This is a genomic window from uncultured Tessaracoccus sp., assembly GCF_947255005.1.
In the GTDB taxonomy this organism is placed as follows: domain Bacteria; phylum Actinomycetota; class Actinomycetes; order Propionibacteriales; family Propionibacteriaceae; genus Arachnia.
Genome location: NZ_CAMYFI010000040.1, coordinates 1 through 21,943 on the forward strand (window position 1 = coordinate 1; position 21,943 = coordinate 21,943).

Consider the following 21,943-nt stretch of genomic DNA (forward strand, 5'->3'; position numbering starts at 1 on the left):
CAGCACTCACCACCGTCGAGATCTCCAATGCGACGGATCACGTCACCGTACGCGTCGGGTTCCGCACCGTCGAGATCCGCGGTGACCAGTGGCTCGTGAACGGAACCCCGATCAAGCTGCGGGGCGTGAACCGCCACGAGTTCCACCCCGAGAAGGGCCGCGTCTTCGACGAGGCGAACTGCCGCGAGGGCATGCTGCTGATGAAGCGCCACAACCTCAACGCCATCCGCACCAGCCACTACCCGCCGCACCCCCGCCTGCTCGACCTCGCCGACGAGCTGGGCTTCTGGGTAATCGACGAATGCGACCTGGAGACCCACGCGTTTGGCTTCGTCGGTTGGGAGAACAACCCCAGCGACGATCCCGGCTGGCGCGACGCGTACGTACAGCGCATGGAGCGCATGATCCACCGCGACCGCAACCATCCGTCGATCATCGCGTGGAGCTTGGGCAACGAATCGGGCAGCGGAGCGAACCTGGCCGCCATGGCCGACGCCACGCACCGCCTCGACCCCACCCGCCCCGTGCACTACGAGAGCGACTACGAATCCGCCTACACCGACGTCGTCTCGCGCATGTACAGCCCCATCCCGGAGCTGGAGGCCTTGTCGCAGGGGCAAACCACCACCGAACACGAACGTCACATTCCCGAATCCAGCCTGCGCAACAAGCCGAAGATGCTGTGCGAATTCGTGCACGCCATGGGCAACGGGCCTGGCAGCCTCGGCGAATACGTCGAGGCGTTCGAAACGCTCCCCGGCTGGCACGGAGGCTTCATCTGGGAGTGGCGCGACCACGGGCTCGCCACGCACACCCCCGACGGCACCCCGTTCTACGCCTACGGCGGCGACTTCGGCGAAGTCATCCACGACGGCAACTTCGTCATGGACGGGCTCGTGCACGCCGACGGCACCCCCTCGCCCGCGATGGCCGAGGTGAAGCAGCACTTCTCCCCCGTCGTGGTCGAGATCGGCGACGAGCTCACCGTGCACAACCGCTCCCACGCCGTCGGCACGGACCACCTGGTCGCCCGCTGGCGCTGGGAAGTGGATGGCGAGGTGCGCTCCGAGGGCGTCATCGACGGCTTCGAGGTTGCCGCCAACACCAGCGCAACCTTCCCGCTGCCGGAGCTCCCCGACGAAGCCCGCACCGCGCCGCAGTCGTTCCTCACCGTCTGCATCGAGGAACGCGACGAGCGCCCCTGGGCACCTGCCGGGCACCCAGTATTCGTGGCGCAGCAGCGCCTCGATGATACCCCTGTGCCGCGCGCCCCGCGCCCGACGGCTGCCCCACTCGTTGCAGCCGACGTGCAGGTGGGCCCGGCCACCCTCGACGCGCACACCGGGCGGCTTCTCGCACTGGGCGACCACGCCGTCGAGGATGCCGTGGTGGAGCTGTGGCGTCCCCCGACCGATAACGATTCCCTGGGAGACTTCAATTCCTACGAGGTGGGCGATTACCACACCACCCGCGGCGTGGGGGAAGCGGCCCCGTCGTCGGCGGAACGCTGGCGCGATCACGGCCTCGACCGACTGATTCGCCGCACCACCCGCGCGGAAGCGGTGGGCGACGAGTTCGTCGTCGTGGAGCGCCTCATCCCGGCCCAGGGCCGGCACGGCGCCGAGGTCACCTACCGTTGGGCGGTGGCCGACGACCGCGCTCGGTGCCAGATTCTCGTCGCACCTATCCGCCCCCGCACCGACGTGACGTGGCCGCGCATCGGCTACCACATGATGCTGCCAGGAGCCTTCGAGCGCGCATCCTGGTTCGGTAGCGGCCCTGGCGAGAACTACCCGGATTCGCGGGCGGCAGCCGTCGTCGGCACCTACGAGGCCTCTATCGACGGGCTCGCCTTCCCCTACTCGCGTCCGCAGGAAACCGGCCACCGCGAGGGGCTTCGTCGGCTCACCATCGACGGCACCAGCCACCCGCTGCGCTTCGAGACCTTCGGCCCCGACCTGCCGGGCTTCTCGTTGCTGCGCCACGACGCCCACGAGCTGACGGCAGCGGAGCACCCGCACGAGTTACCGCCCAGCCGCGGCGTGCACCTATACCTCGACGCGTTCCAGCATGGTTTGGGCAGCCGTTCGTGCGGCCCCGACGTGCTGCCGCGCTACCAGCTGTGGCCGCGCAACGCCGAGTTCGGGTTCACCGTCGGGCGCTGAGCACAGCACACGGAGTTCAGGCGGCCCTCGCGACGGGTTTTGCCCGCGCGAGCAGGCCGTGCCTGGGCCCGAACGCCCATGCCAGCAAGAACATCGCCGTACACACCAGCACGATCGTGCCGCCGGTGGGTACGTCGAGCGCCCACGACAGATAGAGCCCGACGAAAGCACTCACCGCTCCGATGCCGGCTGCGGTGAGCATCATGGGCACGAGGCGGTCGGTCAGCATTCGGGCCGACGCGGCGGGTGTGACCAGCAGCGCGAGCACCAGCACGTTGCCGATGGTCTGGATGCTCATCACGACGGCGAGCGTCACCAGCACGTACAGCGCAATGTCGAGCGCCAACACCGGCATGCCCAGCGAGCGCGCGTACTCTCGGTCGAGGCTCACGGCGACGAGTTCCTTGTGCAGCGCCATCGCCACGGCGAGCACGCCGATGGTCATGGCGAGCGAGAACCAGACGGCCTCGTCAGGAATGCCAGTGATCGAACCGAAGAGGAATGACGTCAGCGAGCCCGCGTAGCCGGGCGAGAGCGAAATGACGACGATGCCCAGCGCGAATGCCGCGACGAAGAAGACGCCGATCACCGAGTCCTCCCGCAGGCGCTTGGTCTGCGAGAACACCGCGATCAACACGGCGGTGACTACGCCCGCGACGATGCCGCCCACGACGAGCGACCCCTGCAGCACGAACGCCACGGCGATGCCGGGAAAGACGGAGTGGGAGACCGCGTCGCCGATGAACGTCATGCCGCGCAGCACCACGTGCGAGCCGATCACGCCGCACACGGCGGCCGCCAGCACCGACACGATAAGCGCCTTCGGCAAGAACGCGAGCATGGGGTTGGTGAGGTCGGAGAGGAAATCCAGTGGGGTCAGCATGCCTCAGCCTCCAATTCCGGATGTGCGTGCTGGTGGGTCACTGTGGCGCGGTGCACCATGCCCACCTGTTTCAGCAGCGGAGAGTGCGCCGACACGTCGAAGGTGCGCATCCACAGATCGGGCTGGCGCAGCGCGTCGGGGTGCCCGGTGGCGATGACTTCTTTGTTGAGCAGCGTGAGACGGTCGCAGGCGACGATGGCGTGGGTGAGGTCGTGCGTCGACATGAGCAGCGTCGTCCCCTCCGCAGCGAGCTCGGCGAATAGCCCGGTGAGCAACTCCTGCGTAGGCATGTCGAGGCCGGTGAACGGCTCGTCGAGCAGCAGCAATCCTGGGTGCCGGGCCAGTGCTCGGGCGATCATCACGCGCTGACGCTGGCCACCGGACATCTCGGAGATGGGGCGGGCGCGCAGGTCCGTCATGCGCACCCGCTGCAGCGCCTCCGCCACGGCCTGCACGTGCCGTCGTCGAGGCAGGCGCAGGAAACCGATGTCGCGGGTGAGGCCCGTCATCACCACTTCCTGGGCGGTGATGGGAAAGTCCCACATCACGTCGTGGCGCTGCGGCACGTACCCCACGCCGCGGGGTGTGGCGATGGTTCCCGACGACGCGGGGATCAGGCGCATGATGGCGCGGAATAGCGTCGTCTTGCCGGCTCCGTTGGGGCCCAGCAGTCCATGCACGTCCCCCGTCTCCAGGTCGAGGTTCACGTCCGTGAGTACTCGGCGTCCGCCAAGCGTCACGCTGAGGTCACGCACGCTCAGTGCGGCGGTGTCACTCGGCATCGTTGAATACCTCGTCGGTCATGCGCTTCTGCCGGCGCATCACGAGCGCCACGACAACGCCTGCAATAACCACCAGCGCGACCCCGCCAGCCACCCAGGGCAGCGACGAGGCACCGTCGGCTTGTTCATTCGCATCCTCTTGCGCTGCTGGCTTGGCGGATTCGGAGCCCTTCGATGCCGCGCCAGTCGACGCTGCAGACGGCGCAGCAGAGGGGCTGTCCGACGCGCTCGCGTCCCCCTCGTCCGAGGACTCGGCGCCCGGCCAGGTCGCATCCATCGCGGCCTGCTCGTCGGTGCTGTCGCCCACGCTGAATCGCAGTACGGCTTCGGCGGAGCGCTCGGTCTTGTCGGTGCCGGTGGCGTCGATGGCCACCTTCACCAGGTACGTGCCTGGCTTGGTGAACACCCAGTTGGCATGCGTGTGGGTGTTGAGGTCCACCCAGATGTCGCCTGGCTGCTTACCGTCGAACAGCACCTGCGGCGGGGCGAAGTTGCCCGGCTGCAGGAACAGCGTCAGGGTGCCGTCGCCGTCGATCTGCTTCGCTTCTAGGATGCGCAGCGTGACACCGCGCTCGGTGCTCTTCACAACCTCCGGGTCCTGCGTGTTCCACCCGAGCCAGACCACACCCGGCGCCTCGGTCTGCGGCACGGCCCACACCTCGTCGCCGGCCTTCGCACCGGTGAAGGCGTACTCGTCGCCCTCTGGCAGCGACAGTTTGGCCTTGTCATGCACCTTGAACACGACGTCGTCGAGCTCGCGCCACACGGCTTTACCACCCTGCAGCTTCGCGGTGTCGTCGCGGGCGAGGAAGGTCCACTTCCCGTCGATGAGGCGCGGGCCGAGGTCGACGTGGCCTTCACCGATCGTCACGTTCCCCTCGCCCATCGCCTCGTCGGATTCGACGCGCTGCTGGAGGCCCGGTTCGTCGGAGCCGAGGTCGGGTGACGGGGTGGTCTCGTCCGCGTGCCCGATCGTGGGCACAAGCGCGAGGAAAGCCGCTGCGGCGGCGAGGAGCGTACGTCTCATTGGTTGTCCTTTGTGTCGTGGTTGCCGAGCGGTGTGCCGCCCAGGCAGCGGGCGAGTGAATCTGCGTTGGCCCGCATCATGTCTGCGTAGGTCGACACCTCTGGCGTGAAGGCGTCGCCCCAGATCCGGCAGATGGCGGTGCCTGTGTGGTTCGCCGCTTCGCGCAGAGCGCCCGCCTGCTGGCTGGCGTTCGGTTCGACGAAGACCGCGGGCACGCCGAGGTCGGTCAGCGTGCGGGTGAGCCGGCGTCGGTCTGCCAGTGACGGTTCCTGCACGGGCGACGGGGCCACCACCGCGGCGATGTCGAGGCCGTACCGGTGGGCGAGGTAGCCGTACGCGTCGTGGGTGGTGACGAGGTGGCGGTTGCGCTTTGGAATGGAGTCGACGGATCGCTGTACGTAGTCGTGCACCTCATCGAGTTCCGCGATCTCCTTCTCGGCGTTGGCGCGGTAGGTCTGCGCGTTGGCAGGGTCGGCCTTGATGAGCTGATCCCGGATGACCTGGACGTAGGCCTGCGCGTTGCGGACGTCTTGCCACAGGTGCGGGTCGATCTCGCCGTGCACGTGCCGCCCGAGCACGGCCTGCGGAAGCTGGTACACATCCTGACCGGGGCGAGCGATGAATCGGTACGCGGGGTCTCCTGGCACCGGCATGAGGGCTTTCGGCGGCACCGAAATCACCACGTCTTCGACGGGCACCGCACCCATGCCGGGCGGGGCGCCGGCACCGTCGGACTCCTTGTCAGTGAACAGTTGCAGCCGTCCCGCCGAGAGGTCTGCCGTGATGTCCGCGTGCCCCTCAGACAGCACCACCTTCTTGCCCGTCGATGCGGGGTCGACGCCCACCGCGACGGTGAGCGTGCCGGTGATGGCGTCAACTGGCCGCGCGCTGGGGTTGCTCAAGTACTGGGCGCGAAACGTTAAGTAGTACACGCCCGGCTTCGTGAATGCCCAGCTCATGTGCGTGTGGGCGTCCATCGGCAGCGTCGTGCGGTCGCCGTCGAAACCCTTCGACGAGTCGAGCCCGTCCGCGCTATTAAAGACGCTCTGGGGCTGCCCGAAGGTGCCGGTGACGAAGCCGTGCGCCCCGCCCGGGCCGTCGGCTTCCACGAGAGCCATCTCCACCGCCGACGAGCGGGTGGCGCCAGGCTTCGTGCCATGCACGCGCAATCCGAGCCACACGGTGTCGAGCGAGTGGTTTTCTACCAGCGGAATGATCTCCGCGGAGTACCCGCTGGCTTCCTCCGCGAGCGCAATGTGCGTCGCGTTGCGGGGAAGGTTCGCGTCGATGGAACGAATGAGCGACTGCTCTTCCAGCATCAGGTAGTTGGAGAACGCGAGCTTGGCGTTGACGATGCTGCGCACGTCTCTAAGGCTCGGCTCGTAGGTGTGTGGATCTGCGCCGGGCGGCACGAGTGCCACCACCTGCGCAGCGTCGCCCGCCACTCCTTCAGTGAGGTCAGCGAGAATGCCTGTGGTGGCGACGACGGTGAGGCGCCCGTCTGATGCAGCCGACGGTGAACGTCCAGGCGCCACGACGGCGACGGTGAGGACAAGCCCCACCGCCGCCGCCTTCAGCCACTTGCTCACCGGTTGGCCCGGCGGGCAAGCACGGCGGCTGCACCGATGAAGGTGAGCAGCGCAACAGCCGCCGTCGATGCCGCACTTGCGGCGGAAGCTGACCCAGCGGAGGCAGGGGGAAGCACCTCTGCGCCGTCAGCGCCCGACTGAGGCATACCCGCGCCCGGCTTGCACGGTGTGCCGTTGGCGTAGGCCCAGGTGACCTCGTTGATCATGGCCTTGCCATCCTTCATGAACACACCGCCGTCGCCGGCTTCAGCTTGGGAGGAAGCAAGCTTGCCTGCTGGCTTGGATTGCGGTGCGCTTCCGCCAGACTTGGTGAACCACAGCTGGTCCACCACCTGACCGAAGTTTCCAGAGGTGAACACCCCTACCTTGCCCGGCCCGGAGGCGCTGACGAGGGAGAAACGCACCTCGCCGGTGCTTCCAGCAAGGAGGGATTCGTGCATGGTGTTCGCCCCGAGCCACGGCACACCCGCTACCTGCGCGGATGCAATCATCCACACCGGGCTGCCCTGGCCGGCCACAAAGTCGATGCCGGCGGGAGCCGTGGCCTTGGCCGCGTTCCCGACGATGAACGTCTGCGACGCGGGGTCAACCCACTGTGCGGGAGACTTGCGGTCGTCCTTGAGCGATGCGACGAGCTTGCCGCCCTCGATCTTGGGTCCGAAGTCGAAGTGACCGTTCGTCGCACCTTGGCCACCGGAACCCACCTTGAAGCGGAGGGTCGACGTCGTAGCCATGGGCTGGCCGGACTTCGACGTGGTGGACATCTTCACAGTGAGCGCGTAATCACCCGGAGCGGAGAACACCCAGTTCGGGTGCACGTGCGTGTTGGCGGGGATCGTCGCCGAGCCGCCGGACTTGCCGCCTGGCCCCGAGGGCTGCTTGGCGGCCTTGGCAGCGGCGATTTCTTCCTTCGTGGCCGGCCGCACGTTGGTGTGCTTCTTGCACTCCCCCAGGCTTGGCTTCATGGTTGGTGCGTTGTCCGACGGTGTGCTCGTCGAAGGCGCCGACCCGCCTGCGGGATTCTCACCTGCGGGCTGCCCGCCCGTCTTGCCAGCATCATTGCGATCAGGGGTGCTTGCCGGAGGTTGGGCCTTGCCGTCACCGGCGGATGCGTCCGCATTGCCCTTGCCGCGGAACTGGTCGCCGACGGTGAACGTGTAGGTCTTCGGCTCAGACTTCACAGCCTTGCCACCCGCGGTACCTTCCGCCACGACGGTGAACTTGTAGACACCTGGCTTGGCGAAAATCCAGTTCGCATGCACGTGCGCCGGCGCGTTCACCGGCAGCGTTGCCCCGTCGACGAGCTGGTACTGGTTGCCATCCAGTAGCGCCGACGGGCCACCGAATGAGGTCTGACCGTAGACGTGGACAGCACCAGGGCCTTCGACGGAGTGGAACCGCAGCGTCACCTTCGGATCGACGCCGCCGCCTTGCGTGCCGAGCGTGTCCCAACCTGGCCACAGGAGGTTCGGATCTTGCGTCATGGACAGCGCGTACCCCTTCGGGCCGCCTGGCCATCCGGCAGGAATCTTCTCGTTCCAGGCGGCAGACTTCACGTGGAGTTCCACCTTGGCCGGGTCCCTGCGAACGTGTGAGCCCGTGACGTCTTCCTTCAGATCCAACGCCAACTTGCCTTGCTTGGCCGTGACATTGAATGCATCGACGTGACCGCGGTCAAAAACCGTCATCGCCTGCGGCGCAGGCTTGGGAGCAGACTTCGGCGCGGGCTTGGGCGAGGGCTTGGCAGTTGGTTTTGCAGTCGGCGCAGGCTTCGACGTGGGCTTGGCCGTCGGCTTGGCGGTCGGCTTCGGCGTGGGCTTGGCCGTCGGTTTAGCGGTCGGCTTCGGTGAAGGCTTCACCGTTGGCTTCGGCGAGGGCTTCGGCTTGGGCTTGGGCGCGTCGGTGGCGGATCCCTTGCCTCGGAACTCATCGCCGACGGTGAATACGTACTGCTGCGAGGCGGACTCCACCTGTTTGCCGCTCTTCGTACCCACAGCCTTCACCTTGAGTTTGTAGACGCCGGGCTTGGTGAAAATCCAATGGGCGTGCGTGTGGGCAGGGAAGGTCTGCTTGCGCACAGCGCCGCTCTTCAGATCCAGCGTGCCGCCTTCGAGCAGCGGCTCAACACCGCCGAAGGAGCCGTTGCTGAACAGGTGCACGTTGCCCGGGCCCTTGACGTCTTGGAACACCAAGTCGACGGCCTTATCGAAGCCGGTGCCCTGGATGCCGAGGGTGTCCCACCCCGGCCACAGCAGGTTCTGGTCCTGCGTCATGGGGAGCCAGTAAGCCTTGGGCGCGCCCGGAACCCCGGAAGGGATGTCCTTCAGCGCTGCCGATTTCACGTGGAGTTCGACGCTCTCAGGTGCGCGCTCAACGTGGCTTCCCGTCGCATCCTCTTTGAGGTTCAGTTGCAGCGCCCCGTTCTTCACCGTCACGTTGAACGCATCAACGTGCCCCTGATCAAGGACGAGTGGGGCGCTGTCAGCCCTCGCCGTCGTCGGCGCAGCCACGCCAAGGAGCGCGGCGATCACACCGATGGCCAAGGCCCGCCAGGCGGGGGGCGCAATGCTTCGTATGCTCATGTGTCACTTCCAATCTCTGGCATCATGAAAATCATTATCATTAGCTTTCGAGGGTTTTCAAATCGGGCGGGCGTAGGATGAACGAATGTTGACGTTCGAGGAGCTCGGCCTGGGGGCGGCCGATGCGGAGTATCTGGAAACCTGGGAGTACCAACGCGCCATCCACGACGAGGTGGCCGCCGGAAAGCGCGGCGGCCACGTGCTACTCGTCGAGCATCCTCCGGTGTACACCGCGGGGCGTCGCACCACCGACGAGATGAAGCCGCGCGACGGCACGCCGGTGGTGGACACCGACCGGGGCGGCCTCATCACGTATCACGGGCCGGGGCAGCTCGTCGGCTACCCCATCGTCCACCTTGCAGAGGGCATGGGTGTGGTTGACCATGTGCGTAAACTCGAGGAAGCCATCATCAACCTGCTGGACGAGTACGGCATCGCGGCCGGTCGCGTCACCGGGCGTACCGGGGTCTGGCTGCCAGCCACTTCCACCAGGCTCGAGCGCAAGATCTGCGCCATCGGAGTGCGCGTGAGTAAACGTACTACCCTGCACGGCTTCGCCCTGAACGTGCGTTCCAGTGCCGAGCGCTTCGGTAACATCATCCCTTGCGGCATCGACGACGCGGACGTCACGTCGATCGAAGAAGAGCTCCCCGGCGAGTGGACGGTGCAGCGGGTTGCCCGCGACGTTCGCCCCCACCTCACCGCAGCACTTTCCTACGCGGGCTGATTGAGTAGGGTTGCATCGTGACTGCTGTACAGCCTGAGGGCCGAAAACTCCTTCGAGTTGAGGCCAAGAATGCCCAGACCCCCATCGAGCGCAAGCCGGAGTGGATCCGCACCAAGGCAAAGATGGGCCCCAACTACAACGATCTGCAACACATCGTGAAGTCGGGCGACCTACACACAGTGTGCCAGGAGGCTGGCTGCCCCAACATCTACGAGTGCTGGGAAGACAGGGAGTCAACGTTCCTGATCGGCGGCGACCAGTGCACCCGCCGCTGCGATTTCTGCCAGATCACGTCCGCGAAGCCCGAGGGCTACGACCCGACCGAGCCGCTGCGCGTGGCCGCCTCCGTGAAGAAGATGGGGCTGCGCTACGCCACCGTCACCGGCGTGTGCCGCGACGACTTGGAAGACGAGGGCGCCTGGCTGTACGCCGAAACGATCCGCCAGATTCACCAGGTCAACCCAGGCGTTGGCGTGGAGATGCTGGCGCCCGACTTCTCAGGCAAGCGCGAGCTCGTGCAGCAGGTGCTCGACGCGAAGCCCGAGGTGTTCGCGCACAACGTCGAAACCGTGCCCCGCATCTTCAAGCGCATCCGCCCTGGTTTCCGCTACGAGCGTTCGCTCGATGTGCTCCGCATGTCGCGCGAGGAGGGGCTCGTCACCAAGTCAAACCTCATCCTCGGCATGGGTGAGACCCGCGACGAGATCTCCCAGGCCCTGCGAGACCTCCACGACGCGGGCGCAGAACTCATCACCATCACGCAGTACCTGCGCCCAGGGCCGACGCTATTGCCCATCGACCGCTGGGTAACCCCGCAGGAGTTCGACGAGTTGGCGGAGGAGGCCAAGCAGATCGGATACGCTGGTGTGCTGTCCGGGCCGCTGGTCCGGTCGTCGTATCGCGCGGGACGGCTGTACCGAACCGCAATGGAAGCTCGGAAGAAGTGAGCCCAGAAAGGCACCATGGCGAAATCTGAACGCGGCAAAGCGCTAGCGGCCAAGCAGAAGGCGGAGGCCCAGGCGAGGAAACTGGCTAAGAAGAATTCCTCCGACCCCAAAGACTGGGGCACGATCAAGCAGATCAGGGAGGTCTACCGGGTCACCAAGGAACAAGACCCGAAGCTGCCGCTGTACCTCGCGCTCGCTTTCCTCATCCCGTTCGCCATCATCCTGGGCCTGACGATCTGGCTGTCGAAGGGCTGGCTCGGCATCGTGTTGTGGGGCGTGCTTGCCGTCATGACCGGCATCATGTGCATGACGATCGTGCTCACGCGGCGGGCAAAAAAAGCCACCATCACCCGCTACGAAGGGCAGGCTGGGTCGGCAGAGGTCGCCCTGTCGATGCTCCCGGAAAAGAAGTGGTTCTCCACCCCCGGCATCGCCGCGAACCGTCACCTCGATGTGGTGCACCGCACCGTTGGCCCCGGCGGCCTCATTCTGATTGGCGACGGTGAACCCGGGCGGTTGAAGCAGATGCTCGCCAACGAGAAGAAGAAGCACGACCAGATCCTCTACGGCGTCCAGGCGCAGACTATCCAGATGGGCAACGGGGGTGGCCAGGTGCCGCTTGCGAAGCTCACCGACCACATCAAGAAGCTCCCCAAGCAGCTGACGGATTCGCAAATCCAGGAGGCGCGCCAGCGGCTCAAGTCGCTCGACGCGATGCGCCCGAAGATGCCCATCCCGAAGGGGCCCATGAACATGAAGGGCGCTCGCAAGGCCATGCGCGGCCACTGACGTGGCCAACATCGTCAACGCCGAGGGCATCACGCACGGCTTCGGCACCAGGATTCTTCTCGACGACGTCTCCCTCGGTCTGGGAGCCGGCGATGTGGTGGGCGTCGTCGGGCGCAACGGCGACGGCAAATCCACCCTGCTGCGCATCCTCACCGGCTCGCTCACACCCGACGCGGGGCGAGTGACCGTCTCCAATTCCGCTTCCATCGGCACGCTCGGACAGCAGCACATTGGCGACGATGCCGACACCATTCGCGACGTCGCCCTCGGCGGCGAGCCCGACCACGTATTCGCCCGTCACGCCGAGCAGCGCGCCGTCGTCGAAGCGCTACTTCCGGGTATCGACCTCGACCGCCCGCTGGGCGAGCTCTCGGGCGGCGAGCGCCGTCGCGTAGGGCTGGTTTCCGTACTCCTCGGCCCGCACGACCTCCTCGTCCTCGACGAGCCCACAAACCATCTCGACGTCGAGGCCATCGCGTTCCTAGCGGGGCATCTTGCCGAGCGCACCCGCGCCGGCCTGGCGATGCTCGTCGTGAGCCACGACCGCTGGTTCCTCGACGCGGTGTGCACCCGAATCTGGGAGGTGCACGATGCCATGGTGGACGCCTACGACGGCGGCTACGCGGCCTACGTGTTGGCTCGCGTGGAACGCCAGCGCCAGGCGGCGGCGAACGAGGCTCGTCGGAAGAATCTGGCCCGCAAAGAGCTCGCCTGGCTCAGGCGCGGGGCGCCGGCGCGCACGTCGAAACCGAAGTTCCGTATCGAAGCGGCCAACGAACTCATCAAGGGCGAGCCAGAGCCGCGCGACAAGCTGCAGCTGGAGCGGTTCGCGACCGCGCGCCTGGGCAAGGACGTCTTTGATCTCATCAACGTGGGCTACGAGGTGGGCGGCAAGCGTCTGTTGCAGGGCCTGGACTGGTCGATCGGCCCAGGTGAGCGCATCGGGCTCGTGGGCGTGAACGGGGCGGGGAAAACGTCGCTGCTGGATCTGCTCGCTGGGCTCCGCTCCCCTAACCAAGGCAAGATCAAGCGCGGCCAGACAATCCGTTTGGCCTATCTCTCGCAGGCCGTGGGAGAGCTGGACGACGACGATCGGGTGCTGCAATCCGTGCAGCGGCTCAAGCAGGAGACCAAGCTCGCCACCGGGCGCGAGGCCAGTGCATCGAATCTGCTGGAGGAGTTCGGGTTCACCGGCGACAAGCTCGTCGCGCGCATCGGAGATCTCTCCGGCGGCGAGCGGCGACGGCTGCAGTTCCTGCGACTGCTGCTCACCGAGCCGAACGTGCTCATGTTGGATGAGCCGACGAACGACCTCGATATCGACACGCTCACCGTCATCGAGGACTACCTCGATACCTGGCCGGGCACGCTCATCGTCGTCTCCCACGACCGCTACTTCCTGGAGCGCGTCACCGACGTCACCTACGCGCTGCTCGGCGATGGCACGTGCGGGCTACTGCCTGGTGGCGTCGACGAATACCTGGCACGTCGGCGTGCGGCGTTGGAGGCGGCGAACGAGCCTGCCCAGCCGGCAACGCAGAAGCAGCCTTCCGAAGCTGCCCAGGAGCGTGCGCGCAAGAAGGAAGTGGCGAAGCTCGAAGGCCAGCTCGACAAGGTCGAGCGAGAGATCGCCACACTGCACGACAAGATGGTGGCAGCTGCGACGGACTACGAACGCCTCGCCGCGCTCAATGCCGAGCTCCAAGACGCTGAGGCTCGGCGGGACGCAATTGAGGAAGCCTGGCTGGAGGCAGCACAGTAGCGGCTACGCACCGTCGCTGAGCATGGCTGCGATGCGGGCGCTGCGGGCGCGCCACTCCTCCGACCTGTGCGGCTGCTCCAACACCTCGACGCCGCTGGGCGCCACGCGCCACGCGCCGACGGTAGCGACGATGACCTCCCACGGCTCGGCGTCCGTGGCCGATTCCCGCCAGTGGGCGAGCCACTGTGCGATCTGGTGGTCGTCGGGCTCACCGTGTGGGTGCAGGGTGCACCGTCGGGCTTCCGGGGATACTTCTATGCGTTGGACATCTGCGTCCACGAGCGCCGTGAACAGCGTCGGCTCCAGCGGTATCGGTTCGGGCGCTGAGCGCACCACGACGCTGGCGCCGTCGCGCTCCCAAGAGCGCAGCCAGGAGCGAGCGCCGTCGGGGCGCGCCGCGAGGAGCGGCGTCGATACCGCATCGAGCGAAGCGGTGAAGCGAAGCCGTACGTCACCGTCGCGGGCCTCAGCGGTTCCGCCCCCGGCGCGCGCCTCGTCGAGCAGTGTTTGCAGCGCGGTGGCGTCGTCGACGGGGCTGGTCCATCGTTGCTTCCACCGGGAGAGTGTGAGGAGCACGGTGGCGTCGTCGGCGTGCACCGTGATCTCCAGCCGTGGGTCCAGGATGCTGCGGGCGCGGCCCTCGTCGAAGATCCTCTGGCATTGTTCGACGGCGCGTCGCACCGCCACAGGGTCGAGGTCGGGCCGAAGCGTGACTCGGGCACGGTAGGTGCGCGCGAGCCCGCCCGAGATCACCGGGCGGTCGACGCTCGCCTCGGCGACGCCGTCGACTGTGCGGAGCTGCTCGGTAAGAGCCTCTTCCAGGCCGATCCGGGCGACACTCTGGGCGCCTTGCGCAGCAGCACCGGCAGCGACGCGCCCAACGAACCCCAGGCCCCGCAGCAGTTTCGACACCTTCATGCCCGTACCTTTCCGTTGAACCCAAAGATAGATCAAGTTCGTGGCGGGTAGACGCACCACGAACTTGATCTATCTGAGCCCCACAGACTGGGTGACACCGCAATGTGTCAGACCCGGCACCTACCCTTGGGCACATGTACACGACATTGGCTGTCTCCGGGTACCGCTCGCTACGCGACGTCGTGCTGCCGCTCGGGCGCGTCACCGTGGTCACCGGCGGCAACGGAACAGGCAAATCCAATCTCTACAAGGCCCTTCGCCTGCTGGCAGCCTGCGGTCGAGGTGAGGTGGTCGGGGCGCTCGCCGCAGAGGGCGGGCTCCCGTCGGTGCTATGGGCAGGCCCGGATCAGCTCGCCGGCGCCAGGCGCACTGGGCACGTGGAGGGCACCGTGCGCTCCGGGCCGGTCAGCCTGCGCATCGGCGTGGGCGGGCAGGCCACCAGCTACCTCATCGATCTGGGGCTTCCCCAGCAGGGCCGCAGTACCGCGTTCAATCTCGACCCGGAGATCAAACGAGAGGCCGTCTGGCTCGGGCCTATCCTGCGCCCAAGCGCCATCATTGCCCGCCGCAGGCATGCGGTGGCGGAAGTTCGCAACGAGGCCTGGCAGCGCGTCGCTGCACTAGCGCCCTACGAGTCGCTCCTCGACGCCACCGCACTCGACGTGGTGCGAGACATGCGCGACGAGCTCGCCAACTGGCGCTTCCACGATTGGCTGCGCACTGACCCCGACGCTCCCGCCCGCCGCCCGCACGTCGGTACCCGCTCCCCCAGTTTGTCCGACGACGGCGGCAACCTTGCCGCCACGCTGCAGACCATCATCGAAGCCGGGAGTGCGCCCGTCGGGGCACTCATCGACGATGCCTTCCCCGGGTCTGAACTGCACATCCACACCGACGGCGCCTTGTTCGACGTCGCCCTCACCCAGCCCGGCATGCTGCGCCCGCTGCGGGCAACGGAGTTGTCCGACGGCACCTTGCGGTACCTCATGCTCGTCGCGGCCCTGCATGCGCCTCGCCCACCGGCACTCATCGCGCTAAACGAACCCGAGCACAGCCTGCATCGCTCCCTCATCGAGCCGCTCGCGCGCCTCATCGTGAGCGCCGCGCAGAACACCCAGATCATCGTCGTCACACACAACGACGAGTTAGCAGCCGCGCTCGAGCGAGGCCCTGACGCCGAACACATCCGCCTGACAAAAGACCTGGGCGAGACGCTGGTCGAGGGGCAAGGCCTGTTATCAACGCCGCAGTGGGAATGGGGACGCCGCTGACGCTTCGTCGCCCTGGCGAATGTGGGTTCGTAAGCCTGCGTTACCCCCTCCACAGCCTGGTGCTACAATTCAACATATGATGAATTCAACGACTGTTGAACCTGCGGTGGAGGTGCAGGACCTCCGTATCCAACGCGGCAAGGTGGAGATACTCCACGGTATTTCTTGCAACATTCCCCGAGGATCAATCACCGGTTTGCTTGGCCCTTCAGGCTGCGGCAAAACCACACTGATGCGCTCTATCGTTGGCGTCCAACACATCACGTCAGGCTCGCTGCGAGTACTGGGCCTCCCGGCCGGCGAGAAAGCACTGCGGCATCGCGTGGGCTACACGAGCCAGTCGGTCAGCATCTACACCGATATCTCGGTGCGCGCGAATGTGCGGCACTTCGGCCAGCTCGTCGGAGCGAGCCGCGACGATATCGACATGTCCATCGAGCGCGTCGAGCTCTCTAACTACGCAGATCGGCGCGTGGATCAGCTCTCCGGCGGCCAGGCCGGCAGGGCTTCACTCGCATGTGCCCTCGTGGGCCGCCCTGAGGTGCTCATCCTCGACGAGCCCACCGTCGGCCTCGATCCCCTCACCCGCGAGGAACTCTGGAATACCTTTCGCTCGCTGGCCGCCTCCGATACGACATTGCTGATCTCCAGCCATGTGATGGACGAGGCCGTACGCTGCGATTCCGTACTGCTCATGCGCGACGGCAAGTTCCTCGCCCACGAACCGATGGCTGAGATTCAGCAGCGCACCGGCACCACCAATCCGGAAGCAGCATTCCTCGCCCTCGTCAAACACTCCACTGTCAAGGAGCAAGCATGACCACCGTCCCTCGCCACATGTCGTCAGCAGGCGCATCTGCCGAAACACCATCCTCGCGCAGGCGCAGCCATCCGTTCACTACGATGGGCCGCATTGCCGCCCAGCTTCGCAGCGATCCACGCACTGTCGCTCTCATCCTCGTCGTTCCGCCGCTGTTGCTCGTGTTGCTCTACTACGTCTTCCACGACGCTCCCGTGCCCCCTGGGCAGAAGCCCGTGTTCGACAGCGTCGGCCCCATCATGCTGGCAGTGCTTCCGATGATCCTCATGTTCATCGTCACCAGCGTCGCCATGCTGCGCGAGCGCACGTCGGGCACCCTCGAGCGCATCCTCACCACACCGTTGTCGCGATGGAACCTCGTCGCTTCCTACGGGGCGGTGTTCGGCATCCTCGCCCTCGTGCAAGCAACGATTCTCGGTTGGCTCATCCTCGGGCCGTTCGGAGTGGAACTCGAAGGCCCGTGGGTCATGCTCTTCGTCATCGCTGTGCTCGATGCCCTGTTCGGCGTCGCGTTTGGGCTGCTCGCGAGCGCTTTTGCAACGACGGAGTTCCAGGCCGTGCAGTTCATGCCGGCGTTCGTCGGCCCACAGATCTTCCTGTGTGGCCTGCTCGTGCCCATCGAGCACATGCCCGACGCCCTAGAAGCAGTGGCGAAGTTTCTTCCCATGACCTGGGCTGTCGATGTGGTGCGCGACATACTCACCAACACCGAGCTCAGCTCCAGCATGTGGTGGCGCATCGGCGGGCTCGCCGTCGCCGTGGTGTTGGCACTGTTCCTGGCGGCACGTTCCATGCCGAGGCAGACCAAATGACGACCCCCACGAAGGGTGAGCAGACCCGTCGCAGAATCTTGGACACTGCCTCGACGCTGTTCGCACAGAAGTCGTTCGACGCCGTGAGCATGCGCGCCATCGCCAAGGAAGCGGGAGTGGACCCGGCGCTCATCAGCCACTACTTCGGCTCCAAGGAAGGGCTGTTTGAGGCAATGATCGAGCAGTCTGTCGGGGTCGATGCAATCGCAACAGAGATGTTCAGCGGCGATGTCACCGAACTGGGTGCGACGATGGTTCGCGTCGCTGAGCAACTGTGGGCATCTGAGGCCGGCAAGGGGGTGATTGCCATCATGCGTCGTGCGTTCGCCGACGATTCCCAGCTCGTCCGCCAGTTCGCGACGAAGGCGCTCCTGGGGCGATTGGTTGAGCGCCTCCCGAACGATGAGGACGGGATGCTCAGAGCGTCGCTGGTTGCCACCCAGATGTCCGGGTTGTTGTTTGCACGGCACGTGCTGCGCATTGAGCCGCTCGCCAGCCTCACAGCCGACCAGGTGGTGGCGCTGATAGGCCCCGCGGTCCAGCACTACTTGACCGGGGAGCTCAGCGACAGGCGATGAGAGCCGGTTCCCTCTGACGCGCGCAACGCACACATCCCGACCTTAGGTGGCAGATCGCCGCCCAACTATGGGCGCTGAGCTGCCACCTAACGTCCAGTGCTGGCGAGCTGGCTAGTTTGAGACGACATAGACTCGACATCAACGCCGATTCTTAGGAGGCACCGTGACGCTCACCATCCCAACCATCAACTTTGCCGACGGCACCCCCATCCCGCTCGTCGGGCTCGGCACGTACGGGCTGCAGGGCAACCCTGGCGCCGACGCCGTCGCTGCCGCCCTCCAGCAGGGTTACCGTCTGCTCGACACCGCCGCCCAGTACAACAACGAGACTGCCATCGGCGAGGGTATTCGTCGAAGCGGCGTGCCTCGCGACGAGGTGCTCATCACGACGAAGGTGGCCGGCGGCAGCCACGGTCGAGCCGCGACGCGCACCGCCGTCGACGAGTCCCGTCGCCGCCTGGGCGTCGACACCATCGACATCATGCTCATTCACTGGCCGAACCCGTCGCGCGGGCTCACCGTCGAGACGTGGGAAACCCTCGTGCAGCTCAAGGAAGAAGGCGCCATCACCCACATCGGGGTGTCGAATTTCCGCCCCGAGCAGCTCACCGAGCTGCACGACGCCACTGGGGCGTGGCCGGCAATGAATCAGATTCAGCTCTCCCCCGCGCTTGCCCGCACCGAGGCCGTCCAGTTCCACGCTGAGCACGGCATCGTCACCGAGGCGTGGGGCCCGCTCGGCAAGCGTGAAGGCCTCCTTGACCAGCTCGTCGTCCACAAGATCGCTGCCAAGCATGGTGTCGACCCGCGCCAGGTGGTGCTGAAGTGGATTGTTGACAGAGGCATCGTCGTGATTCCGAAGTCGAAGAACCCCGAGCGCCAGGCATCCAATGCCACGTTCGAGTTCGAGCTCGACGACGATGACCGTGCGCTGCTCGCCAGCCTCGATCTCGGGGAAGAACACGCCTGGGACAGCCGCGAGCACGAGGAGTGGTGAGGCGCTGTCCCCCGGAACTACTTCCTATTCACGACGACGGTGCCGAGCAGCAGGTCATCGAGGTGACGGCGCTCGGCACCGATGACAATCACAGGCAGCACAAGGCACTTCAACAGCGACCGCACCGTCGGACGCCACCAGCCCAACGGGCCGCCATCCACGCGGGTCACGCCGATGCGGGCCAGTAGTTGCCCGAACGACGACCCGGTAAGCGTGGTAAAGATGGAGGATTCGACGAAGAACACGGTGAGCGGCATGAACGTGCGCCAGCCCGACCCCGTCATGACCTCGGTGCCGAAGAGCACGATGGCGACGAGCATCGACGCTAGCCAGTCGACGAGGAGCGCTGCGCATCGCGCTCCCCAACTCGCCAGGCTGCCGCGCCCCGTCTCCGGGAGGCCGATGCTCTCTCCTGGGTACCCTTCGTCGTTGTCCACGCGCGTGAGCCTAGCCGTTCGCACGGCTGTCAGCCATTCTCGCTAGCACTGTTCGCTGCGTCTGGAGCATGACGGCCCTACTCATGGACACCGTCGAGGAATCGGAAACTGGGGTCCGTAGCATGAGGTGAGGAGACTGAAGGATGAAGGGGTTCCCATGTTCAACGACGCAGCCGAGCTGATTCGCTATCTCAACGACGAGGATGTTGAAACCGTCGATGTCCGGTTTTGCGATCTGCCCGGTGTGATGCAGCACTTCACGGTGCCTGCGGCATCTTTCGACGAGCAGGTGTTCGAGGACGGCCTCGGCTTCGACGGTTCTTCCATCACTGGTTTCCAGAAGATCCATGAGTCGGACATGACGCTGCTGCCGGATCCGACGACGGCCTATCTCGATCCTTTCCGCCGGTCGAAGACGCTCAACGTGAACTTCTTCGTACACGACCCGCTCACCAAAGAGCCGTATTCGCGCGATCCGCGCAACATCGCGCGTAAAGCCGAGGCCTACCTCCTCTCGACGGGCATCGCCAACACGGCGTTCTTCGCACCCGAGGCCGAGTTCTATGTGTTCGACGACATTCGCTTCGACGTGTCTGCGAACAGCTCGTACTACCACATCGATTCAGAGGCCGGCGCCTGGAATACGGGGCGTGTGGAAGACGGCGGTAACCGCGGCTACAAGGTGAAATACAAGGGCGGCTACTTCCCCGTAGCCCCCGTTGATCATTTCGGTGATCTCCGTGACGACATCGTGCGCCACATGGGCGAGGCGGGGCTCGTCGTGGAGCGTGCGCATCACGAGTGCGGCACTGCGGGACAGGCGGAAATTAACTGGCGGTTCAATACTTTGCTTACTGCCGCGGATGACGTCATGAAGTTCAAGTACTTGGTGAAGAACACCGCCTGGCAGGCAGGAAAGACCGCCACGTTCATGCCGAAGCCCATCTTCGGCGACAACGGCTCCGGCATGCACTGCCACATGTCGCTGTGGAACGACAATCAGCCACTGTTCTACGACGAGCACGGCTACGCCGGTCTGTCCGACATCGCGCGTTGGTACATCGGCGGCGTGCTCCACCACGCGCCCGCGCTGCTGGCATTCACCAACCCCTCGGTGAACTCCTACCACCGGCTCGTGCCTGGGTTCGAGGCGCCTGTGAACCTGGTCTACTCGCAACGCAACCGCTCGGCGTGCATCCGGATTCCCATTACCGGATCAAACCCCAAGGCCAAGCGCGTCGAGTTCCGCTGCCCCGACCCGTCGTCGAACCCCTACCTCGCCTTTTCCGCCATGCTGCTGGCTGGCCTTGACGGCATCCAGAACCGGATTGAGCCGCTCGACCCCGTCGACAAGGACCTCTATGAACTGCCTCCCGAGGAACACGCCCAGGTTCCGACGGTCCCGACGAGCCTGCCCGCTGCGCTCGACGCACTCGAGGCAGACCGCGACTTCCTGCTCGCTGGCGACGTGTTTACCGAGGATCTCCTCGACACCTGGGTAGAGCTCAAGCGCGCAGAGGTGACCGCGATCGCGCAGCGCCCTCACCCCTACGAGTTCGAGCTGTACTACGCGCTCTGAGGTGGCTGGGCTACGGGGAGAGACGCACTTAGCACCCAGTGCCCACCATGCCTGGCAGCGGTGAGCTCCCCGCCAACCTGTGTGACGCGCTCGCGGAGCCCCTGCAACCCCACCCCTGCGGAGGGGGACTCGTTCCCAGCAGCGTTGCGAAATGTCACCTGGATTCCTCTGCCCTCTGCGACGAGCCGCGCCCGCACCTCGCACGCCGAGCGTCGCTGCGCATGCCGAAGGATGTTCGTCGTAGCTTCCAGCATGAAGTACCGAAGGACAGCGCTCTGCGCCTGAGCGAGGTCTTCGAGAAGTTCCGCTCCTTCGACGTCCACCTCAAACCCAGCTTCACGCAGCGTGGTAGTCAGCCTTACAAGCAAATCAGATAGCTTCTCGTCAGCGCCGTGATCAGACTGGCGGCTATCCCTGAGGAGCTGCACTAATTCACGCAGTTCCTGCACAGCATTGCTCGTGTATCGGCGAACGGCTGTCAGCGCCGCAGTCAGCTCTTCGAGGTCATCGCTGCCGTCGGCTGCCTCCAACTGTAGGGAGATACTCGCCAGGTTGTGCCCAACAAGGTCGTGCAATTTCCTCGCGAGCGCAACTCGCTCATCACGACGCATCGCCTCCAAAGAGGCAGACAGCTGCTGTGCGCTCTGGCGGCGCGCAACTTCCGCAAGCAACGTCCGTCGAATCACAAGTCCGATGAGAGCTCCAACGACGCCCAGTACTAGCGCTAGTACCATCTGAGCGGACATCCGTCCGACGGGATTCCCGAGCGCAAGCAGTACACAGGTAAGCGCGCTCAATGCCGCAGCCTTCCCGCCAGACATCGAGGCGAACACGCTCACAGATACAGGAACCAAAGTGAACTGAGCAAGCGACATGTCGCCCAGTGCAAGTCCAAATACGAGCGAGAGCAGGAAAGCAGTAATGCATCCAGGCGGATGCCACGGTGATAGGGAAATCGCGATGGACGCAGTCAGCAGCCCTCCCCAATACAACACCGGGTCGTCTGGTTGACCCACGACGTTCATTGCCCACCACAATTCCAGGAGTAACAGTCCCGCACCAGCGACAGGCAGCAATACCCTCACTGTTCGGAGTGCCCACATCCCCATCGTGGTTACCGGCCTCACCATGCGATCAAGCCAGACTTCGCTGCTGCAATCAAGATTTGTGTTCTAGTACGAACGCCCAGCTTATTCGGCTCTTCACAAACCAGGGTGTAGGTAGCGCTGTTGGGGTTTGCGGCGTGGCGGCTGGCTGGAGGGGTCGAGGCCCTCCGAA

Annotated in this window: 19 protein-coding genes; 11 read left to right on the forward strand and 8 right to left on the reverse strand. The window is 65.5% G+C overall.

Annotation, left to right across the window (positions count from 1 at the left end; translation table 11 throughout):
• Positions 1 to 2,165 (forward strand): glycoside hydrolase family 2 TIM barrel-domain containing protein (locus tag Q0X61_RS08940; protein ID WP_297742189.1); only part of this gene is annotated, 2,165 nt, incomplete at its 5' end.
• A 16-nt stretch (positions 2,166 to 2,181) separates the two neighbouring features.
• Here the strand turns inward: Q0X61_RS08940 and Q0X61_RS08945 are convergent.
• From Q0X61_RS08945 to Q0X61_RS08965, 5 genes are read right to left on the reverse strand one after another with little or no spacing between them, the layout of a single operon-like run.
• Entirely contained in the window at positions 2,182 to 3,048 is an 867-nt protein-coding gene (locus tag Q0X61_RS08945) for an anchored repeat-type ABC transporter permease subunit (RefSeq protein ID WP_197709338.1), read from the reverse strand.
• Positions 3,042 to 3,830 (reverse strand): anchored repeat-type ABC transporter ATP-binding subunit, encoded by a 789-nt coding sequence (locus Q0X61_RS08950; RefSeq protein ID WP_297742190.1) that lies wholly within the window; start codon positions 3,828 to 3,830, stop codon positions 3,042 to 3,044. Before Q0X61_RS08950 ends, Q0X61_RS08945 begins: the two co-directional genes overlap by 7 nt.
• Complete coding sequence (locus Q0X61_RS08955) at positions 3,820 to 4,857, reverse strand: choice-of-anchor M domain-containing protein (protein WP_108869852.1); 1,038 nt, start codon at positions 4,855 to 4,857, stop codon at positions 3,820 to 3,822. Before Q0X61_RS08955 ends, Q0X61_RS08950 begins: the two co-directional genes overlap by 11 nt.
• On the reverse strand, positions 4,854 to 6,434 hold the full coding sequence (locus tag Q0X61_RS08960; protein ID WP_367270730.1) for an anchored repeat ABC transporter, substrate-binding protein: 1,581 nt from the start codon (positions 6,432 to 6,434) through the stop codon (positions 4,854 to 4,856). Before Q0X61_RS08960 ends, Q0X61_RS08955 begins: the two co-directional genes overlap by 4 nt.
• Positions 6,435 to 6,442: 8 nt before the next feature.
• Positions 6,443 to 9,028, reverse strand: a complete 2,586-nt coding sequence (locus Q0X61_RS08965; RefSeq protein WP_297742192.1) for a choice-of-anchor M domain-containing protein — start codon at positions 9,026 to 9,028, stop codon at positions 6,443 to 6,445.
• Positions 9,029 to 9,113: 85 nt separating this feature from the next.
• Here Q0X61_RS08965 and lipB point away from each other — a divergent pair, with 85 nt between their 5' ends.
• Genes lipB through Q0X61_RS08985 form a run of 4 tightly spaced genes read left to right on the forward strand, consistent with a single transcriptional unit; the run spans position 9,114 to position 13,253 of the window.
• Entirely contained in the window at positions 9,114 to 9,755 is a 642-nt protein-coding gene (gene lipB, locus Q0X61_RS08970) for a lipoyl(octanoyl) transferase LipB (protein ID WP_297742193.1), read from the forward strand.
• 17 nt (positions 9,756 to 9,772) lie between these two features.
• On the forward strand, positions 9,773 to 10,702 hold the full coding sequence (lipA, locus tag Q0X61_RS08975) for a lipoyl synthase (RefSeq protein ID WP_297742194.1): 930 nt from the start codon (positions 9,773 to 9,775) through the stop codon (positions 10,700 to 10,702).
• 15 nt (positions 10,703 to 10,717) lie between these two features.
• The gene (locus Q0X61_RS08980) at positions 10,718 to 11,491 is read left to right on the forward strand and encodes a DUF4191 domain-containing protein (RefSeq protein ID WP_297742195.1); all 774 of its coding nucleotides are present in this window, start codon (positions 10,718 to 10,720) and stop codon (positions 11,489 to 11,491) included.
• A gap of 1 nt (position 11,492) precedes the next feature.
• Entirely contained in the window at positions 11,493 to 13,253 is a 1,761-nt protein-coding gene (locus tag Q0X61_RS08985) for an ABC-F family ATP-binding cassette domain-containing protein (RefSeq protein WP_297742196.1), read from the forward strand.
• A gap of 3 nt (positions 13,254 to 13,256) precedes the next feature.
• Here the strand turns inward: Q0X61_RS08985 and Q0X61_RS08990 are convergent, their stop codons facing one another.
• On the reverse strand, positions 13,257 to 14,171 hold the full coding sequence (locus Q0X61_RS08990) for a hypothetical protein (protein ID WP_297742197.1): 915 nt from the start codon (positions 14,169 to 14,171) through the stop codon (positions 13,257 to 13,259).
• Positions 14,172 to 14,305: 134 nt separating this feature from the next.
• On the opposite strand from Q0X61_RS08990, the gene Q0X61_RS08995 reads away from it, so the two are divergent.
• From Q0X61_RS08995 to Q0X61_RS09015, 5 genes are all read left to right on the forward strand, one after another.
• Positions 14,306 to 15,442 (forward strand): AAA family ATPase, encoded by a 1,137-nt coding sequence (locus Q0X61_RS08995; RefSeq protein WP_297742198.1) that lies wholly within the window; start codon positions 14,306 to 14,308, stop codon positions 15,440 to 15,442.
• Positions 15,443 to 15,518: 76 nt separating this feature from the next.
• Positions 15,519 to 16,262, forward strand: a complete 744-nt coding sequence (locus Q0X61_RS09000; protein ID WP_297742199.1) for an ABC transporter ATP-binding protein — start codon at positions 15,519 to 15,521, stop codon at positions 16,260 to 16,262.
• A complete protein-coding gene (locus Q0X61_RS09005; protein ID WP_297742200.1) occupies positions 16,259 to 17,074 on the forward strand; it encodes an ABC transporter permease in 816 nt (271 codons plus the stop codon). Before Q0X61_RS09000 ends, Q0X61_RS09005 begins: the two co-directional genes overlap by 4 nt.
• Positions 17,071 to 17,652 (forward strand): TetR family transcriptional regulator, encoded by a 582-nt coding sequence (locus Q0X61_RS09010; protein ID WP_297742201.1) that lies wholly within the window; start codon positions 17,071 to 17,073, stop codon positions 17,650 to 17,652. The genes Q0X61_RS09005 and Q0X61_RS09010 overlap by 4 nt, the downstream gene beginning before the upstream one ends.
• A 163-nt stretch (positions 17,653 to 17,815) precedes the next feature.
• Positions 17,816 to 18,649 carry an aldo/keto reductase gene (locus Q0X61_RS09015; RefSeq protein ID WP_297742202.1) on the forward strand — a complete coding sequence of 278 codons (834 nt, stop codon included), beginning with the start codon at positions 17,816 to 17,818 and terminating at the stop codon, positions 18,647 to 18,649.
• Between the two features lie 17 nt (positions 18,650 to 18,666).
• Here Q0X61_RS09015 and Q0X61_RS09020 read toward each other — a convergent pair whose 3' ends face one another.
• Entirely contained in the window at positions 18,667 to 19,086 is a 420-nt protein-coding gene (locus tag Q0X61_RS09020) for an RDD family protein (RefSeq protein WP_108869880.1), read from the reverse strand.
• A gap of 157 nt (positions 19,087 to 19,243) precedes the next feature.
• Here Q0X61_RS09020 and glnA point away from each other — a divergent pair, with 157 nt between their 5' ends.
• Complete coding sequence (glnA, locus tag Q0X61_RS09025) at positions 19,244 to 20,665, forward strand: type I glutamate--ammonia ligase (protein WP_297742203.1); 1,422 nt, start codon at positions 19,244 to 19,246, stop codon at positions 20,663 to 20,665.
• Here the strand turns inward: glnA and Q0X61_RS09030 are convergent.
• A complete protein-coding gene (locus Q0X61_RS09030) occupies positions 20,653 to 21,540 on the reverse strand; it encodes a sensor histidine kinase (protein WP_297742204.1) in 888 nt (295 codons plus the stop codon). The two genes, glnA and Q0X61_RS09030, sit on opposite strands and share 13 nt — an antisense overlap.
• Positions 21,541 to 21,943: the final 403 nt, after the last annotated feature.

What these genes read in the sequence shown, in the direction of transcription:
- Q0X61_RS08945 (WP_197709338.1), bottom strand. Translation starts at nt 3,048, where the DNA reads ATGCTGACCCCACTGGATTTCCTCTCCGACCTCACCAACCCCATGCTC.
- Q0X61_RS08950 (WP_297742190.1), bottom strand. Translation starts at nt 3,830, where the DNA reads ATGCCGAGTGACACCGCCGCACTGAGCGTGCGTGACCTCAGCGTGACG.
- Q0X61_RS08955 (WP_108869852.1), bottom strand. Translation starts at nt 4,857, where the DNA reads ATGAGACGTACGCTCCTCGCCGCCGCAGCGGCTTTCCTCGCGCTTGTG.
- Q0X61_RS08965 (WP_297742192.1), bottom strand. Translation starts at nt 9,028, where the DNA reads ATGAGCATACGAAGCATTGCGCCCCCCGCCTGGCGGGCCTTGGCCATC.
- lipB (WP_297742193.1), top strand. Translation starts at nt 9,114, where the DNA reads ATGTTGACGTTCGAGGAGCTCGGCCTGGGGGCGGCCGATGCGGAGTAT.
- Q0X61_RS08980 (WP_297742195.1), top strand. Translation starts at nt 10,718, where the DNA reads ATGGCGAAATCTGAACGCGGCAAAGCGCTAGCGGCCAAGCAGAAGGCG.
- Q0X61_RS08990 (WP_297742197.1), bottom strand. Translation starts at nt 14,171, where the DNA reads ATGAAGGTGTCGAAACTGCTGCGGGGCCTGGGGTTCGTTGGGCGCGTC.
- Q0X61_RS08995 (WP_297742198.1), top strand. Translation starts at nt 14,306, where the DNA reads ATGTACACGACATTGGCTGTCTCCGGGTACCGCTCGCTACGCGACGTC.
- Q0X61_RS09000 (WP_297742199.1), top strand. Translation starts at nt 15,519, where the DNA reads ATGATGAATTCAACGACTGTTGAACCTGCGGTGGAGGTGCAGGACCTC.
- Q0X61_RS09005 (WP_297742200.1), top strand. Translation starts at nt 16,259, where the DNA reads ATGACCACCGTCCCTCGCCACATGTCGTCAGCAGGCGCATCTGCCGAA.
- Q0X61_RS09010 (WP_297742201.1), top strand. Translation starts at nt 17,071, where the DNA reads ATGACGACCCCCACGAAGGGTGAGCAGACCCGTCGCAGAATCTTGGAC.
- glnA (WP_297742203.1), top strand. Translation starts at nt 19,244, where the DNA reads ATGTTCAACGACGCAGCCGAGCTGATTCGCTATCTCAACGACGAGGAT.
- Q0X61_RS09030 (WP_297742204.1), bottom strand. Translation starts at nt 21,540, where the DNA reads ATGTCGCTTGCTCAGTTCACTTTGGTTCCTGTATCTGTGAGCGTGTTC.